Below are 15,636 nucleotides of genomic sequence, written 5' to 3'. Positions count from 1 at the left end.
CGCCGCGGGCACTGGTGGCACCGCGGTAAAAAAGAGAACTGTACCCACATGACAACTATCAACAAAGCCCCGCGAACCCAGGGGCAGGCGGAACGGATTTATCACCAACTGAAGCAGGATATTTTTGATTTCCGCCTGCTTCCCGGTGACCGCTTCAGCGAAAGTGAAATCGCTGCGCGGATGGGCGCGAGCCGCACACCGGTCCGCCAGGCTTTGTACGCACTGGAGCAGGAAGGGTATGTCGCAGTCCAGCCGCGCAGTGGCTGGCAGGTAAAACACATTGATTTTGATTACCTGGAATCGCTTTACGACCTGCGAGTCGTGCTGGAACTGGAGGCAGTGAAGCGTTTATGCGCACTGCCGCCCGGTAGCCAGCCAGATATTCTGCTGGCACTGAAAACATTCTGGACGGATTCCCCGCCACTCCCTGACGGCCAGGAAGTGGCTCGCTATGACGAGCAGTTCCATATGGATCTGGTCATGGCCGCCGGGAACCCGGAGATGGCCCGGGTACACCGGGATGTCACAGAGAAGATTCGCATAGTCCGGCGTATGGACTTCACCAAGACACCCCGTGTGGAGGCAACTTACGCTGAGCACGGCGCTATTTTGCGGGCCATTATGGCGCGCGAAACCGAGGAGGCCCAAAACCGACTACAGCAGCATATTGCACAAAGCCAGAAAGAAGTTCGTACGATAACGCTTCATACGCTGCACCAGGCGCGGCAGCAGAAGCTTTGAAATGCGGCATTGCCGCGGACCTTTATTCATCAGGAGTGAATTTATGCACCGTCGTACTCTGTTAAAAGCTTTTGCCTTATCCGCATCCGTTATCAGCATGGGTTTGGCGTTTAACGCTTATGCCGCTGATACCATCAAGGTCGGTATTTTGCACTCTTTGTCTGGCACAATGGCGATTTCAGAAACGCCACTGAAGAATATGGCGTTGATGAGTATCGATGACATCAATGCCCACGGCGGTGTCCTGGGTAAAAAACTGGAACCCGTGGTGGTTGACCCGGCATCTAACTGGCCATTGTTTGCTGAAAAAGCCCGCCAGTTACTGACCCAGGATAAAGTGGCTGTGGTATTTGGCTGCTGGACATCGGTGTCCCGCAAATCAGTGTTGCCGGTATTTGAAGAACTGAATGGCCTGCTGTTTTATCCGGTACAGTACGAAGGTGAAGAAATGTCACCTAACGTCTTTTATACCGGTGCGGCACCTAACCAGCAGGCCATTCCGGCTGTTCAGTACCTGATGAGTGAAGATGGTGGTGCGGCCAAACGTTTCTTCCTGCTGGGCACTGATTACGTTTACCCGCGCACCACCAATAAAATCCTGCGTAACTACCTGCACAGCAAAGGGGTGCAGGATAAAGACATCGAAGAAGTGTATACCCCATTTGGTTACAGCGATTACCAGACCATTGTTGCCAATATTAAAAAATTCGCCGCAGGCGGGAAAACAGCGGTTATCTCCACCATCAATGGTGATTCCAACGTGCCGTTCTATAAAGAGCTGGCAAACCAGGGTGTGAAAGCGACCGATATCCCGGTTGTCGCTTTCTCCGTTGGCGAAGAAGAACTGCGTGGTATTGACACGAAACCACTGGTGGGCAACCTGGCGGCCTGGAACTACTTCGAATCGCTGGATAACCCAACCAACAAAAAATTTGTCGCTGAGTGGAAGGCTTACGCCAAATCTCACAACCTGCCAAATGCCGACACAGTGGTCACCAATGACCCGATGGAAGCAACCTGGGTAGGTATGCATATGTGGGCACAGGCGGTAGAAAAAGCCGGTACCACCGATGTGGATAAAGTGCGTGCGGCAATGGCCGGGCAAACCTTTAACGCGCCATCGGGTTACACACTGACCATGGATGCCACCAACCACCACCTGCATAAACCAGTCATGATCGGTGAGATTGAAAGTGACGGGCAGTTCAACGTGGTGTGGCAGACGGATAAACCTGTACGTGCACAACCCTGGAGTCCCTATATCCCTGGGAATGAAAACAAGCCGGATTACCCTGTCAAATCAACGGGTAAATAACGTTTTCTCCTCCCGGAAACGGGAGGAACCCTCGCCTGGAGGAAATCATGAAACCTGTGCATATCATACGCCTGCTACTGGTGCTGGCGTGTTTGCTTTCGCGTGTTGTCTGGGCAACAGACGCCGACACCTTTGTCAGTGCCAACCGTTCAGCGCAGGCCAGCCTGTTGCAGCAGTGGGCAGCAGCACCAGATAAAGCCCGGTTGCCGCTGCTGAAAGCACTGAAGCAGGAAGTGCTGGTGGCAGATGACAATCACCATGCATTCAGCAAACAGAACAGCAACCTGTTGCCCCTGGGCGCAGCAGCCACTCCACAAGGCGATATTCACCCGGTCAGGTTAACCAACCGGCTGCGGGTTTTGGTCGCAGGTGCGCTGGCAACGCATCAATTATTAAGTGACAACGTCACAGAAAGGCTGCAGGGGGCCAAAAATTTGGTGGATGACAACCAGGGAACACTGATCCCGCTGATTACCCGCCAACTGACCAGCGAAACGGACCAGAGCGTGAAAGCTGCGCTGCAACTGGCACTGGCTAACCTGCAACTGACCAGCCCGGACGCAGCAGTACGGCTGGCAGCAGTAACCAGACTGGGGCAGGACAGTGACCCGGATGTCCAGGCGCGGCTGCACCCAATGACAGACCCGTCTCATGAGCCCGATGCCCGGGTTCGTGCGGCCGCACAGGCAAGCCTGGATAAAATTCACCACCGCCTGATGCTTGGCGATATTCTCGGCCAGGCGTTCATGGGGATTTCCTTAGGCTCGGTTTTATTACTGGCCGCGCTGGGTCTGGCAATTACCTATGGCCTGCTGGGTGTCATCAATATGGCCCATGGCGAAATGTTGATGCTTGGCGCGTACAGCGCCTGGATGGTGCAAAACCTGCTGCACAGTTTCGCGCCGGGGCTGGAAAGCCTGTACCCGGTGGTGGCATTACCCGTGGCATTCTGTGTGACCGGTGGCCTTGGCATGGTGCTGGAACGCACGATTATTCGCCATCTCTATGGCAGGCCGCTGGAAACGTTGCTGGCAACCTGGGGTATCAGCCTGATGCTGATCCAGATTGTGCGGATGGTGTTTGGCGCACAGAACGTCGAAGTGGCAAACCCGGGCTGGTTGTCCGGCGGCATTCAGGTATTACCTAACCTGATCCTGCCATGGAACCGCCTGGTGGTTATCGCGTTTGTGTTGCTGGTGCTGTTCTTTACCTGGCTTGTGTTAAACAAAACCCGGCTGGGTATGAATGTGCGTGCGGTAACGCAAAACCGCGCCATGGCTGCCTGCTGTGGGGTGCCGGTAGGGCGTGTTGATATGCTGGCGTTTGGGCTGGGCTCAGGTATTGCCGGGTTGGGTGGCGTGGCGCTTTCCCAATTAGGGAACGTTGGCCCTGAACTGGGCCAGGGGTACATCATTGATTCTTTCCTGGTGGTGGTTCTTGGCGGCGTGGGCCAGCTTGCCGGAAGTGTGGCGGCTGCATTCGGCCTTGGGATCTTCAACAAAATTCTTGAGCCACACACCGGAGCGGTACTGGGCAAGATATTGATCCTCGGGCTGATTATTTTGTTTATTCAAAAAAGGCCGCAGGGACTGTTTGCTCTTAAAGGGAGGGTTATTGACTGATGACACAGCCAATTACACTAACGCTTTACCAGAAAGCGCCGCGGGTTGCTCAGGTTGCAGGTGCCATTTTGGTGCTGGCACTGTTTATTCTTCCGTTCCTGGCTTTGCTACCGGCGGAAAACCCATTAAGTATTTCGGTCTGGACGTTAACCCTGCTGGGTAAAATCCTCTGTTACAGCGTGATGGCGGTGGCACTGGATTTGGTGTGGGGTTATGCCGGGATGCTATCGCTGGGGCATGGGGTTTTCTTTGCCCTGGGGGGGTATGGCATGGGCATGTATCTTATGCGCCAGGCCGCGGGTACGGGCCTGCCTGATTTTATGTCTTTCCTGTCCTGGGACCATCTGCCCTGGTTCTGGGTTGGCAGCGAGCATTTCCTCTGGGCGCTGATGCTGATTATTCTGGTGCCTGGTTTACTGGCGCTGGTATTTGGCTACTTTGCCTTTCGCTCGCGCATTAAAGGTGTGTACTTCTCGATTATCACTCAGGCGTTAACCTGGGCCGGAATGTTACTGTTCTTTCGTAATGAAACCGGCTTTGGCGGCAATAACGGGTTTACCGGTTTCACCACGCTGTTAGGGTTTTCTGTTACCGCCACCAGCACCCGGGTTGGGTTGTTTATTGCTTCACTTATCCTGCTGCTCGCAAGCCTGGGTGCAGGGTTATGGCTGGCGCGCAGCAAGTACGGGCGGGTGTTAACGGCGGTGCGTGATGCAGAAAACCGCCTGATGTTTTGCGGTTATGATCCTTTGGGCTTCAAATTATTAGTCTGGACACTTTCCGCCGTACTGTGCGGCCTGGCCGGGGCGCTGTATGTGCCACAAGTCGGAATTATTAACCCCAGCGAAATGTCGCCGACAAACTCGATTGAAGCGGCTATCTGGGTTGCCCTTGGTGGGCGGGGAACACTCATTGGCCCGGTTATTGGCGCGTTTCTGGTGAACGGCGCCAAAAGTATTTTTACCGTGGTTTTGCCAGAATACTGGCAAATTTGCCTCGGGCTGCTTTTTATTCTGGTGACCCTGTTCTTACCGCGCGGTGTGGTGGGCTTACTGCGCAAAGGAGATAAATGATGGCGATGCAGGATACGCTTTTTACCCGGCAGCTACCGGCAGACCAGTTTCGCGAACAAACAGATCCGGTACTGCAACTGGAAAATATCAACGTCAGTTTTGATGGTTTCCAGGCGCTGACCAATCTGTCTATGCGTATTGGTGTTGGTGAGCTGCGTTGCGTGATAGGCCCGAACGGTGCCGGGAAAACAACATTAATGGATGTGATTACCGGGAAAACCCGGCCCCAGAGCGGGCAGGCGGTGTATGACCAGTCGGTCGATTTGCTCAAACTGAATTCTGTGGAGGTTGCCCGTAAAGGTATAGGCCGCAAATTCCAGAAGCCCACGGTATTTGAAGCTCTCAGCGTGTTTGAAAACCTGGAAATAGCGCAGAAAACACATAAAGGCGTGTGGGCCACACTCAGGGCGCGGCTCAATAGCGAGCAACGTGACCGCATCGACAGCGTGCTCGCGTTATTACACTTATCGCAGGAGCGCCATCGTGCGGCAGGCGCGCTGTCTCATGGGCAAAAACAGTTTCTGGAAATAGGGATGTTGCTGGTACAGGAGCCGCACTTACTGCTGCTGGATGAACCTGCGGCAGGTATGACCGATGCGGAAACTGAATATACCGCAGAGCTCTTTCGTGGCCTTGCAGGCCAGCACTCTCTAATGGTGGTTGAACATGATATGGGTTTTGTTGAAACCATCGCGGATTCTGTGACGGTATTGCATCACGGGCAGGTACTTGCCGAAGGTTCACTGGCTGAAGTGCAGGCCAACGAGCAGGTGATTGATGTTTATCTTGGCCGCTAAGGGGGCAGCATGCTGGATGTAAGTAACCTGCAACAGTACTACGGTGGCAGCCATATTTTACGTGGGGTAACGTTCAGTGCCCGGCCTGGTGAGGTCACCTGCTTGCTGGGGCGTAATGGCGTGGGTAAAAGTACCTTGCTGAAATGCCTGATGGGGCTTATCCCGGCCAAATCGGGGCAGGTAACATGGAATGGGGCGGATATTACCCACCGTAAGCCGTATCAGCGGGTCAACGCGGGTGTGGCTTATGTTCCCCAGGGGCGTGAAATTTTCCCGCGCCTTACTGTTGAAGAAAACCTGCTGATGGGCCTGTCCCGTTTCCCGGCTGGCAAGGCAGGACAAGTGCCGGAAGAGATTTATCAGTTATTCCCTGTGCTGAAAGAGATGAAGCAGCGCCGTGGTGGTGATTTGTCTGGTGGCCAGCAACAACAACTGGCTATTGGGCGCGCGCTGGCCTGTAAACCGGGGTTGTTGATCCTTGATGAACCGACAGAAGGTATTCAGCCTTCCGTGATTAAAGAAATCGGCCAGGTTATTCGCACCCTTGCTGCCCGCGGGGATATGGCTATCTTACTGGTCGAGCAATTCTACGATTTTGCCGCAGAGCTTGCTGACCAGTATTTGGTGATGTCGCGCGGTACCATTATCCAGCAGGGTTCAGGGGCGCAAATGGAAGCCGAAGGTGTACGCGGGCTGGTGGCAATCTGATTTCTGCGGCCATTATTCACTGGCAGGGTGCGCAGCACGGGGTGTGTTGCGCACTTCCATCCCGAGCAACATTAACCACCAGGCGGCACAAATCGCCACAATAAAGGCACAAAACAGCACGGGTGCAGGAAACCAGGTCAGCATATAGCCGGTGACCAGTGGGTTGGCTGCCGCCCCAAGGTTGCCAATATTCTGCGCGGAAAAGTAACTGGCTTTCATGCCTGGCGGTGCAATATGGTCAATCAGCATATATTCGCCGGGTACGTAAATCAGTTCGCCAAAGGTAAAAATAACCGCCGCAACCCCCCAGACAACCAGGTTATTCCCGGCATATAAAAAGCCCAGCAGGCCAAGGCTGAAACAAACCGAGCCAATAAACATCCATCCTTTTAAGCGCGACGGGCGCAGTTGTTTACCCACCCAATACTGGAAACTGACCACCACCAGTGCGTTGATGGGCAACACCACACTGACCACTTTTTCTGCCAGCGCATTATCGGCAACAACCAGCACATACTGGGACAGAAACGAGACAAATGAACCGCACACCAGTGAGCTGAGAAAACCCGACAGTGTGAAATAGCCCAGTGCTTTATCATGCAGTAAAACCGAGAGGGACCAGGTGCCAGGCGTTTTTTCGTCTGTACCTGCCATTTCATTGCTGGTCCGGTACGCCGGAGGCTGGGCAGGTACTCGCAAGCCAATTAATACAAATGGCAGTGAAGCACAGAGAGCCGCGAGCCAGAAGGGCAGATGCACACTGTACAGCATAACCATCGTGCCGAGCGGCGGGCCAATGGTCCAGCCAATATTGATGAAGGTGTAATTGAGCGAAAAAATACCCGGCCGCTGCCCCGGTGGTAGTGTGTCGGAAAAATAACCTTTGAGAACCGATGCAAACACCGAGTATGAGCAGTTGATCACCGCATAAAATGCCACGGTCATCCATGGCGAATGGCTAAGAGGAATGCCAATAAACCCGGTAATAAAGCACCCGGTGGCAATCAACATATAACGTTTTTTATCGAACCGGTCTGCCAGCATGCCAAATGTCAGGCTGAATGCCACACCAATGACCAGGGCAAATGTCATTGCCAGCCCCACCTTATCCACACTCATCGCATACTGGCGGTTCAGGTAAATGGTCATAAAAGGCAATGTCATACCACGGCCTAAGGTGATGCATAGCGAAGCCAGGAGCAGGATGAGCACCGGCCCATCAGGTAAACGTTTTTTCTTATGTATCATGGGGAGCAATACGCAGTGTAAAGAAATTTTTAGTTACACAGCAATAACATGCCATCCGAATGCTGTACAGCACCATAAGGTGTCTGTATGTACTTTTTGTGCGGGCAAAAATCTGGCTATCGCCATTTTGTTAAATTTCTATTAACCTGGTGTATCAGTAACACAATGATAAAAACAGGAACGAAGGTTAACAGGGTATGACAAAAAAAGATGGATTACTGGCGTTGATGGTGGTGGTTGTCTGGGGGTTGAATTTTGTGGTTATCAAAGTTGGGTTGCATGATATGCCACCCCTGCTACTTGCCGGGTTACGCTTCCTGTTTGTTGCGTTTCCGGCGCTGCTCTTTGTCCGGCGGCCCAACGTCCCTTTTCGCCTGCTGGCCGGGTATGGCCTGACCATAAGCTTCGGGCAGTTTGCGTTTTTATTCACCGCCATTAAGTTTGGCATGCCGGCAGGCCTCGCCTCGCTGGTTCTTCAGGCGCAGGCATTCTTTACCATTTTGCTGGGTGCCATCTTTTTCAACGAGCGGTTAAGTGTGAAACAACTGGCAGGTATTACGCTTGCGGTGCTGGGCATACTGGTGCTTATTGAAGGCAGCCTGACAGGGGAGAATATTGCGCTGAGTGGTTTTATGCTGACGCTGGCCGCGGCATTCAGTTGGGGATGCGGGAATATTTTTAATAAAAAAATCATGCAGCTGTCACAACCGCCTGCCATCATGTCCCTCGTCGTGTGGAGCGCACTAATCCCGGTGGTTCCATTTTTGCTGGGTAGCCTGGTGTTTGACGGCCCACAGGCTATTAAGTTGAGCCTGCTGCATATTGATTTGACGACGATACTGTCGCTGGCGTACCTGGCCTTCCTTGCCACCATTGTGGGCTATGGTATTTGGGGCAGCCTGCTCGGGCGTTATGAAACCTGGCGTATCGCCCCGTTGTCATTACTGGTTCCGGTTTTTGGCATGGCCAGTGCGGCGTTGCTCCTGGGAGAACACCTGAGCCTGTTGCAGCTTGCGGGCGCAGTACTGATTATGCTGGGGCTGTATATTAATGTGTTTGGCTTACGGTTGCCGCAGGGGTTTCGCCGGGCGCGTTCCTCATCGCTGTAATCAGGGCTGCAGGTAAGGGTTAGTTGCCGATGGCCATTTGGTGGTCATCGGGAGTTAAACGCTTAGCGGTTCGTTTTGTTATGGTAAAACGCCACACCCAGGTTTTCGTTGCGCTCTTGAGCCACATCGCGTTTTGCGCCGTTAAGGCTGGTATCGCTGGCCGAAGGGATCAGCATTGCGCCATGCCCTGTTTGCCGGGGAATAAATTCACTGGGTTGTTCTGCCATAACACTGCCCGCCACTAAAACCAGAAGTAGCGCGGCACCTTGTGCTAAATGTTTCATTTGTCCTTCTTACACCTTTACAGGTGGTATTAAAAAAGCGACCAGCAGGCATAACGCCTGTGGCCGGTTTGCGGTCATTGACTTTACGGTGTTGCCTTGCCTGCAATTAGTTCATGCAGTAGTAGTGCCCGTCATGGTTGAGCGGGAACAAAAACTTTCCCTGGGTTGGGGCATTATTCGCAACACGGTATTTGTGCGGCGGAATAGAAAAATAATTCTTAAAGGTTCGCGTCAATGTTTGTTGAGACTCGAAACCATAGCGTTCAGCAAGATAAAGAATTGGCTCATCGCTTTCTTTCAGTTTCTGCGCGATTTCCGTCAATTTACGATTGCGGATATACTGGCCCAGTGAGTGTCCTGTCTCTTTCTTGAACATCCGTTGTAGGTGCCATTTTGAATAGCCGGAGCGCTGGGAAACTTTCTCCAGTGACAGCGGGGATTCCAGGTTATCCTCAATCCAGTCTAAAATGCTGTGTACGGTAATCGCATCATTATTTCGTCTGGACATAGCTTCACCTCATCTGTTTAGAGCAGAATTTTTTTCAGCAAACATTCAAGTTGTGCAATTTCTTCTGCCGTCAGGTTTCTTGTTAATTCTTCATGCAGGTCGTGCCCCACTAAACGGTGGCAGTACTGGCACAACTCACGGCCTTCTTCCGTGAGCTCGACGATGACACACCGTTTGTCGTCAGGGTTCGGGCGACGTGATACCCAACCTTTACATGCCAGGCGATCCAGCATGCGGGTAAGGGCACCCATATCGACCGAGAGTGATTTACTTAAATCTCCCGGTGTAATGGCCACTTCACAGAAGATGGAGCACAGCACTTTAAATTGCGGTGCAGTCACATCCTGCGGGGAGAGATACTCTGTTAACAGACGGTCTTTCTTTTGATTCACCAGGTGGATCAGACGGCCCAGCGGGATGATTTCATTGAACAGATCGCATGTCGTTTTCACATTCATTGCCCAGGCAAATAGATTAATCACGCGAGATACTATTGCCCAGGCAAGGATAAGTCAATCATATGGCGATCTGGATCACACAAAGTGCTAAAACGCTTAGTCTGATAAAAATATACATGAGTAACAATCATGGGCGAATGCTGTTATTAGCAGCGTATGTGAGCTAGCATTTATCTCTGATTTCATTAGATTAATCGCAAGGCATCAGATGGATAAAGGAACACAGAATGCTCGAACTCGTTAAAGCAGTCGGTATTGGGCTGGTCGTGTTATTGCCTTTGGCAAACCCTCTCACCACGGTAGCACTGTTCCTTGGGCTGAGCGGGAATATGAATACCGGGGAGCGCCATCGCCAGTCACGCCAGGCCTCAATTAACGTATTTATCATTATGATGGTGGCCTGGTATGCCGGGCAGGTGGTGATGAATACGTTTGGTATTTCGATTCCCGGGTTACGTATTGCGGGTGGGTTGATTGTGGCGTTTATTGGCTTTCGTATGCTGTTTCCGAAAGAAAAGCCTCACGAAATTCCCGAGGCCAAATCCAAATCGGAGGAGCTGGCAAGAGACTCCGGGGCAAATATTGCGTTTGTGCCGCTTGCCATGCCTTCTACTGCCGGGCCCGGGACAATCGCCATGATAATCAGTACGGCATCTACTGTGCACCACACCACGGAGTTTCCCCATTGGGTGCTGGTGGTGGGGCCGCCAGTAACGTTTTTGTGTGTGAGCCTGATTCTGTGGGGCTGCCTGCGGGGCTCGGGTGCGGTGATGCGTATTGTGGGTAAAGGGGGAATCGATGCGATTTCCCGTGTTATGGGCTTTCTGTTGGTATGTATGGGCGTTCAGTTCGTGATTAATGGCGTTCTGGATATCATTCAGCATTATCCGGGGCACGTTTGATTACCCGCTCCAAATAAAACGCCCTGTCAAGCAGGGCGTTTTTACTTTCAGCGTTAAGCTACCAGGGCATTAATGGCTCGGCTGGTGCTCCAGGCTTTGCGGCCAGCGGCGGAAAATAACTACCGACCACACCAGCGCGGCAATGGCTGGTAGCGCACCCAGGTAGCCAATAGCCGACATAGACAAATGCAGGCTTATCTGGTTGCCAAGCAGTGCACCAGCACCAATACCAATATTGAAGATCCCGGAGAACAAGGACATTGCCACATCGGTGGCATCAGGTGCCAGCGCCAGAACTTTAACCTGCATACCCAGGCCGATAATCATAAAGGCGATGCCCCAGAACAGGCTCAGGATGATAAGCGCATTTGATGAAACGGATGCAGGCATCAGCAAGGCCAGGCAGCACACCAAAACCCCGATGGCGGTACTGACCAGGCCTGATGCATGCAGATTGCCAAGTTTGCTGAAAATGATACTGCCGATGATCCCGGCACCACCAAGAATCAACAACAACACAGTGGCGAAATTGGCGCTGAAGCCTGCAACTGTTTGTACAAAAGGCTCAATATAGCTATAGGCCGTGTAATGTGCGGTAACCACAACCACAGTAAGAACATAAATGCTGACCAGCGCCGGGCGGCGGAACAAAACGGGCAGGCTTTTTAATGAGCCTGAATGCTCACTGGGCATACGTGGTAACAGTTTCATCAGGCACACCAGTGTAACTAACGCGCCAACGCCAATGGCAAAAAAAGTGGTTCGCCAGCTGAAGTACTGGCCAATGACGCGGCCGAGCGGCAACCCCAGTACCATGGCTAATGCGGTGCCGGTTGCCAGAAAGCTTAATGCCTGAGCCCGTTTCCCCGCAGGTGCCAGACGAATCGCCAGGGACGCCGTTATGGACCAGAAAATGGCATGAGCAAAGGCGACACCAATACGGCTAATCACCAGCACGGTAAAGTTCCATGCCAGGAAAGAAAGCGCGTGGCTGGCAATAAACAGCAAGAAGATACCAATCAGTAACTTTTTGCGCTCCATCTGGCTGGTTAACAGCATAAAGGGCAACGACATCAGCCCGACCACCCAGGCATAAATTGTCAGCATTATCCCCACCTGAGCAGTGCTCATATTGAAGCTTTCGGCAATATCCGATAACAGCCCAACAGGGACAAATTCAGTGGTATTAAAGATAAACGCGGCAATAGCGAGGGTCAGCACCCGTAGCCATGCAACACGGCGGGAAACAGTCATGGATGTGTTCATTGTTTGAGTCTGCGCAGGTGGGCCAATCAACGATGGGGCGATGATAAAACCAACAACGCAGGCACACAAGAAGAATTGTGAGCCACATCTCTTTTTTACATTTCAGTACAAGTGAGTTCTCACACAATCGAACTGCCGGGGTTGTTATTCCCCCGGCAGCCTGGGCAACTACTGCGGCAGGCGGGCTATGTTTGCCTGAATAATATGGGCGGCTGCGTCAAACTTAGCCTGTTCCTCTTCAGCCAGTTGCAGCTCAATAATTTGTTGCACGCCACTTTGTGCCAGTACGGCCGGAACACCAATGGCGATGCCAGTTTTTCCGTATTCCCCATCCAGTACACAGGAAATCGCCAGAGCCCGGTGGCTCCCGGTAAAAATATTCCGGCAGATCTCAGTAATGGTGCCGGCAATACCAAATTCGGTACAGCCTTTACCCGCATAAATTTCAAACCCCAGTTTACGCACTTTTTCGGCAATGGCGTTTGTGTCCAGCTCCGTGCCAGTACGGCGTTTCCACACATCGCCCACCGGCGAACCGTACACAGAAGAGTGCGACCAGACAGGAAACTGTGCGTCGCCATGTTCACCCAGGATGAAAGCATCAATACTCTGCGGGCCAATATCCAGTGCCTGAGCCAGAGTGCGGCGTAACCTGGTGGTATCGAGCCACACACCTGTGCCAATGACTTGCTGGCGGGGTAACCCGGATAACTGCCACACCTGCCAGGTAATAATATCGCAGGGGTTTGTGGCAATCAGGAAAATGCCGTTAAAACCATTGGACATCATTTCGGGAACTAACTGCTTCATAATACGGGCAGTATTGGTCAGTTCATCAAGCCGGGTTTGCCCGGGCTTGAGCGGCCCACCGGAAACGGTGATGACGGCGATATCCACATCAGCGCAATCGCTGGCATCGCGTTGGGTAATGGTCATCATACCGGGCATATACGCGGCGGCGTCGGACAAATCCTGGCAATGGGCTTCAGCCCGGGTTTTATTCAGGTCAACCAGAACCAGTTCTTCACAAATATTCTGGTTGAGCAACGCCCAGGCAGCGGCAGTGCCAACATTACCTGCGCCAATAATCATTACCTTACGGGGTTTGGTATTCATGTGAGTTCCGCAGAATTTAAACATTCAGCGCTACGTTACACCGCGCCTTGTGTGGCTAAAAATTATTTTTGCTTATCATGAAGGGCCCTGCAGGTTAAGCAATGCGCGCAATTGCGGAGTCAGGCTGTCTTTACGCCAGATTAGCGCTGTTTCGCGCCAGCGCCAGGCTTCACCCACCGGCCAGATATTCACCTGATGCGCACCCGGCATAATGGCCAGCATTGCTCTGGGGATCATAGCCAGGCCTGCACCGGCAATCACGCAGGCCAGGATCCCATGCCATGATTCCATTTCGTAGATATGCCCCGGACGGGCGTTATCAGCCTGAAACCAGGATTCGAAATGATGGCGGTATGAACAGTTGGCCTTGAATGCATACAAACTGGCACCGTCCACCTCGCGGGCCCGGTGAACTGGGGGATGGCTCCCGGGGGCAATAATCACCATCTCTTCATTACACAATGGACGGTACTCAAGGGCCGGGTTTTTAAACGGGACGTCGGTGAATGCCGCCGCTAACTTGCCATTGAGCACTGACTCAATCATATCGCCGGAAGGGCCTGTGGTGAGCGTCAGTTGTATAGAGGGATAACGTTGGTTAAAACGTGCCAGAAGTTCCGGAATGCGAATGGCCGCGGTACTCTCCAGCGATCCCAGCGGTAACAGACCTGATGGCACATCCCCCGTTACGGAAAAGCGCGCTTCATTCGCCAGCGCGAGCAAGCGTTTACTGTACTGGTAAAAGTTTTGCCCGGCAGGGGAAACGCGCAAACGTTGGTTCTCACGAATAAATAAATTCACGCCCAGTTCTTCTTCTAACTGGCGTATACGGGTGGTCAGGTTAGACGGTACCCGGTGCACCTGGCGGGCGGCTTCACTGATACTGCCCGTTTCGACCACACTGACAAACATACTGAGTTGGGTAAAATCCATAGCCTTTCTCTAAACGTGAATGGTTTCTTTATAATTATTCAGTTTTCATAATCACCAGGCAAGACTATTGTGGCCGGGTAGCAAACTAAGGAGCATCTTATGACCGCAATAAATTCCGATAGCCAAACCTGTGCCATCAACCCGGCAACTGGCGAAGTGCTTTCATCACGGCCTTATGCAAGCCAGGCGCTGATAGAGCAGGCAATTGCCCAGGCATTCGGTGCCAGCAAAGTATGGGGCAACACGCCACTGGCACAGCGTGCAGCTGCAATTATTCGCCTGGCCAGTGTACTGGAAAGCCAGGCTCAGGCACTGGCTCAGGCAATTACGTGTGAAATGGGTAAACCAATTCGCCAGGCCAGAGCGGAAGTGGCTAAATGTATTAACCTGTGCCACTGGTATGCAGAACATGGCCCGGTGATGCTGGCGAACCAGCCAACTCAGGTACCCGGCCAACAGGCTGAAATCGCTTTTCGCCCACTGGGGGTTATTCTGGCAGTGATGCCATGGAACTTCCCGCTGTGGCAGGTTTTACGCGGAGCGGTGCCGATGCTGCTTGCCGGAAATACCTATTTGCTGAAACATGCTCCCAACGTTCCTGCCTGCGCCGGGTTACTGGCTCAGGCATTTATTGATGCGGATTTCCCGGTGGGAGCTTTCGCAGAAATTAATGCCAGTAATGACGGTGTCAGTACACTGATTGCCGACCAGCGGGTAGCTGCTGTGGCCTTAACGGGGAGTGCGCGTGCTGGTGAGGCCATTGGTGCTCAGGCAGGCAAGGCACTGAAAAAATGTGTGCTTGAACTCGGTGGCTCTGATCCCTTTATAGTATTAAACAGCGCTAACCTGGATGACGCGGTAAGCGCGGGTGTGGCCGGGCGTTTTCAAAATACCGGGCAAGTTTGTGCCGCCGCGAAACGGTTTATCGTTGAGGCCGGTATTGCTGAGGCCTTTATTGAAAAATTTGTGGCTGCCACCCGTAACCTGGTAGTGGGCAACCCAGAAGACGAGCAAACCGATATTGGCCCGATGGCGCGTTTTGACCTGCGTGATGAACTGCATCGCCAGGTAGAAAACACCCTAAACCAGGGCGCAACCTGTGTTCTGGGGGGCGAGAAACTGCCTGGTGAGGGGAATTATTATGCCCCAACAATACTCACTGGTGTGACACCGGAAATGACGGCCTTCCAGGAAGAAATGTTCGGCCCGGTGGCGGCAGTAACCATTGCCCGTGACGCGGAGCATGCGCTGGAGCTGGCAAACCTGAGCCAGTATGGCCTGTCAGCAACAATCTATGGTGATGAACAGCAGGCTTTGCAAATGGCCGAAAAACTGGAGTGCGGCGGGGTATTCATTAATGGTTACAGCGCCAGTGATCCACGGGTTCCTTTTGGTGGCGTAAAACGTAGTGGTTTTGGCCGTGAACTTTCACATTTTGGGCTTTATGAGTTCTGTAATATCCAGACTGTCTGGAAAAATCGCCACTAACGCTAGCTGATTGTGTTTATTACAACTTAATTAAAACGCCGGGAGTCAGCATTTTGCTTCCGGCAAAA

At 52.6% G+C, this 15,636-nt stretch carries 16 protein-coding genes; 9 read left to right on the top strand and 7 right to left on the bottom strand.

Annotated elements, in window-relative coordinates; translation table 11 throughout:
- Window positions 1–48 precede the first annotated feature (48 nt).
- From DES37_RS06460 to urtE, 6 genes are read left to right on the top strand one after another with little or no spacing between them, the layout of a single operon-like run.
- Window positions 49–741, top strand: a complete 693-nt coding sequence (locus DES37_RS06460) for a GntR family transcriptional regulator (protein ID WP_110025259.1) — start codon at window positions 49–51, stop codon at window positions 739–741.
- 43 nt (window positions 742–784) lie between these two features.
- Window positions 785–2,056: an urea ABC transporter substrate-binding protein gene (gene urtA / locus DES37_RS06455; protein WP_110025258.1), complete on the top strand. Its 1,272-nt coding sequence runs from the start codon at window positions 785–787 to the stop codon at window positions 2,054–2,056.
- A gap of 56 nt (window positions 2,057–2,112) precedes the next feature.
- Window positions 2,113–3,678 carry an urea ABC transporter permease subunit UrtB gene (gene urtB / locus DES37_RS06450; RefSeq protein WP_245930017.1) on the top strand — a complete coding sequence of 522 codons (1,566 nt, stop codon included), beginning with the start codon at window positions 2,113–2,115 and terminating at the stop codon, window positions 3,676–3,678.
- Complete coding sequence (gene urtC, locus DES37_RS06445; RefSeq protein WP_110025256.1) at window positions 3,678–4,751, top strand: urea ABC transporter permease subunit UrtC; 1,074 nt, start codon at window positions 3,678–3,680, stop codon at window positions 4,749–4,751. The genes urtB and urtC overlap by 1 nt, the downstream gene beginning before the upstream one ends.
- Window positions 4,751–5,548, top strand: coding sequence for an urea ABC transporter ATP-binding protein UrtD (gene urtD / locus DES37_RS06440; RefSeq protein WP_036113356.1), 798 nt, complete (start codon window positions 4,751–4,753; stop codon window positions 5,546–5,548). Before urtC ends, urtD begins: the two co-directional genes overlap by 1 nt.
- A gap of 9 nt (window positions 5,549–5,557) precedes the next feature.
- Window positions 5,558–6,256, top strand: coding sequence for an urea ABC transporter ATP-binding subunit UrtE (gene urtE / locus DES37_RS06435; RefSeq protein ID WP_036113351.1), 699 nt, complete (start codon window positions 5,558–5,560; stop codon window positions 6,254–6,256).
- Between the two features lie 12 nt (window positions 6,257–6,268).
- On the opposite strand, the gene DES37_RS06430 is transcribed toward urtE, so the two are convergent.
- Window positions 6,269–7,504 carry an MFS transporter gene (locus tag DES37_RS06430; protein ID WP_110025255.1) on the bottom strand — a complete coding sequence of 412 codons (1,236 nt, stop codon included), beginning with the start codon at window positions 7,502–7,504 and terminating at the stop codon, window positions 6,269–6,271.
- Window positions 7,505–7,701: 197 nt separating this feature from the next.
- Between DES37_RS06430 and eamA the strand changes: the two genes are divergently transcribed.
- The gene (gene eamA, locus DES37_RS06425; RefSeq protein WP_110025254.1) at window positions 7,702–8,613 is read left to right on the top strand and encodes an O-acetylserine/cysteine exporter; all 912 of its coding nucleotides are present in this window, start codon (window positions 7,702–7,704) and stop codon (window positions 8,611–8,613) included.
- A 62-nt stretch (window positions 8,614–8,675) separates the two neighbouring features.
- Here eamA and marB read toward each other — a convergent pair whose 3' ends face one another.
- From marB to marR, 3 genes are all read right to left on the bottom strand, one after another.
- Window positions 8,676–8,897, bottom strand: a complete 222-nt coding sequence (gene marB / locus DES37_RS06420) for a multiple antibiotic resistance regulatory protein MarB (protein ID WP_110025253.1) — start codon at window positions 8,895–8,897, stop codon at window positions 8,676–8,678.
- Between the two features lie 106 nt (window positions 8,898–9,003).
- Window positions 9,004–9,405: an MDR efflux pump AcrAB transcriptional activator MarA gene (gene marA, locus DES37_RS06415; protein WP_110025252.1), complete on the bottom strand. Its 402-nt coding sequence runs from the start codon at window positions 9,403–9,405 to the stop codon at window positions 9,004–9,006.
- A 17-nt stretch (window positions 9,406–9,422) separates the two neighbouring features.
- Entirely contained in the window at window positions 9,423–9,857 is a 435-nt protein-coding gene (gene marR / locus DES37_RS06410) for a multiple antibiotic resistance transcriptional regulator MarR (RefSeq protein ID WP_036113672.1), read from the bottom strand.
- A 233-nt stretch (window positions 9,858–10,090) separates the two neighbouring features.
- Between marR and DES37_RS06405 the strand changes: the two genes are divergently transcribed.
- Window positions 10,091–10,765, top strand: a complete 675-nt coding sequence (locus DES37_RS06405) for a MarC family NAAT transporter (RefSeq protein ID WP_110025251.1) — start codon at window positions 10,091–10,093, stop codon at window positions 10,763–10,765.
- A gap of 69 nt (window positions 10,766–10,834) precedes the next feature.
- On the opposite strand, the gene DES37_RS06400 is transcribed toward DES37_RS06405, so the two are convergent.
- The 3 genes from DES37_RS06400 to ptrR all read right to left on the bottom strand — a co-directional run bounded on the left by DES37_RS06400 (window position 10,835) and on the right by ptrR (window position 14,080).
- A complete protein-coding gene (locus DES37_RS06400) occupies window positions 10,835–12,031 on the bottom strand; it encodes a sugar transporter (RefSeq protein ID WP_110025250.1) in 1,197 nt (398 codons plus the stop codon).
- Between the two features lie 168 nt (window positions 12,032–12,199).
- Window positions 12,200–13,147: an L-lactate dehydrogenase gene (locus DES37_RS06395; protein WP_036113332.1), complete on the bottom strand. Its 948-nt coding sequence runs from the start codon at window positions 13,145–13,147 to the stop codon at window positions 12,200–12,202.
- Window positions 13,148–13,222: 75 nt separating this feature from the next.
- Complete coding sequence (gene ptrR, locus DES37_RS06390) at window positions 13,223–14,080, bottom strand: putrescine utilization regulator PtrR (protein ID WP_110025249.1); 858 nt, start codon at window positions 14,078–14,080, stop codon at window positions 13,223–13,225.
- A gap of 99 nt (window positions 14,081–14,179) precedes the next feature.
- On the opposite strand from ptrR, the gene DES37_RS06385 reads away from it, so the two are divergent.
- Window positions 14,180–15,568: an aldehyde dehydrogenase family protein gene (locus tag DES37_RS06385; RefSeq protein WP_110025248.1), complete on the top strand. Its 1,389-nt coding sequence runs from the start codon at window positions 14,180–14,182 to the stop codon at window positions 15,566–15,568.
- Window positions 15,569–15,636: the final 68 nt, after the last annotated feature.

Origin of the sequence: Mangrovibacter plantisponsor (genome assembly GCF_003182475.1) — a bacterium.
Taxonomy (GTDB): Bacteria; Pseudomonadota; Gammaproteobacteria; order Enterobacterales; family Enterobacteriaceae; genus Mangrovibacter; species Mangrovibacter plantisponsor.
This window is presented reverse-complemented; position numbering and strand designations above follow the sequence as displayed.

Bases quoted from the DNA above. Each gene is read 5' to 3' on its own strand.
- DES37_RS06460 (WP_110025259.1), top strand. From the start codon at position 49: ATGACAACTATCAACAAAGCCCCGCGAACCCAGGGGCAGGCGGAACGG.
- urtA (WP_110025258.1), top strand. From the start codon at position 785: ATGCACCGTCGTACTCTGTTAAAAGCTTTTGCCTTATCCGCATCCGTT.
- urtC (WP_110025256.1), top strand. From the start codon at position 3,678: ATGACACAGCCAATTACACTAACGCTTTACCAGAAAGCGCCGCGGGTT.
- urtD (WP_036113356.1), top strand. From the start codon at position 4,751: ATGGCGATGCAGGATACGCTTTTTACCCGGCAGCTACCGGCAGACCAG.
- urtE (WP_036113351.1), top strand. From the start codon at position 5,558: ATGCTGGATGTAAGTAACCTGCAACAGTACTACGGTGGCAGCCATATT.
- DES37_RS06430 (WP_110025255.1), bottom strand. From the start codon at position 7,504: ATGATACATAAGAAAAAACGTTTACCTGATGGGCCGGTGCTCATCCTG.
- eamA (WP_110025254.1), top strand. From the start codon at position 7,702: ATGACAAAAAAAGATGGATTACTGGCGTTGATGGTGGTGGTTGTCTGG.
- marB (WP_110025253.1), bottom strand. From the start codon at position 8,897: ATGAAACATTTAGCACAAGGTGCCGCGCTACTTCTGGTTTTAGTGGCG.
- marA (WP_110025252.1), bottom strand. From the start codon at position 9,405: ATGTCCAGACGAAATAATGATGCGATTACCGTACACAGCATTTTAGAC.
- DES37_RS06405 (WP_110025251.1), top strand. From the start codon at position 10,091: ATGCTCGAACTCGTTAAAGCAGTCGGTATTGGGCTGGTCGTGTTATTG.
- DES37_RS06400 (WP_110025250.1), bottom strand. From the start codon at position 12,031: ATGAACACATCCATGACTGTTTCCCGCCGTGTTGCATGGCTACGGGTG.
- DES37_RS06395 (WP_036113332.1), bottom strand. From the start codon at position 13,147: ATGAATACCAAACCCCGTAAGGTAATGATTATTGGCGCAGGTAATGTT.
- ptrR (WP_110025249.1), bottom strand. From the start codon at position 14,080: ATGGATTTTACCCAACTCAGTATGTTTGTCAGTGTGGTCGAAACGGGC.
- DES37_RS06385 (WP_110025248.1), top strand. From the start codon at position 14,180: ATGACCGCAATAAATTCCGATAGCCAAACCTGTGCCATCAACCCGGCA.